This window comes from Oleiphilus sp. HI0132, from assembly GCF_001635845.1.
In genome coordinates this window covers 1-563 of the sequence record NZ_LWGJ01000196.1, presented here as the reverse complement: position 1 = coordinate 563, position 563 = coordinate 1, and the positions used below count along the sequence as shown (strand labels likewise).

Below are 563 nucleotides of genomic sequence, written 5' to 3'. Positions count from 1 at the left end.
TGGGCCAAACAATATTGAATTCTACCTAGGCATGAATGAAAGCCAGATTACTCGTTGCGCCGATATCGTCATATCTAATGGTGTTCCTACCTTACAACAAGTCAACGACCCAAACTCTTTACTTGCTAGAGCTTGGAAACCAATCCCGGACCCTCAGCGTATGTTTGAGGACCCTGATTTCCGAACCCACGAGTTCGGGTCTGGCAATGGCCATAGTAACGCTAGAAATATCGCAAAGATTTATAGCCTATTGTCAATGGAAGGAACTATCGATGAACTCAATCGAGACCATCGACTTATCAGCAAAGCGGCCTTGGAAGACGCGATAAAAGAGCAGTGGGATGGTGTTGAAGTCATGACCCACCGCCACTTTCGCTATGGAACGGGCTTTATGTTGAACAACCCGTATTTTAAAACAGGTGACAACCCTAGAAGCTTCGGCCACCCCGGTTTAGGCGGCGCTATTGCTTTTGCTGACCCAGATGCAAAAATCAGCTTTGGCTATTGTGGCAATCGAGTACACCCGATTAATGAAACAGGGCCCTGCTAGACGATGAGTTAAA

1 protein-coding gene is annotated in these 563 nt (G+C 46.7%); it reads left to right on the top strand.

The annotated features are described in order from the left end of the window. Window positions 1-550 (top strand): serine hydrolase domain-containing protein (locus A3766_RS02430; protein ID WP_156508629.1); only part of this gene is annotated, 550 nt, incomplete at its 5' end. Window positions 551-563: the final 13 nt, after the last annotated feature.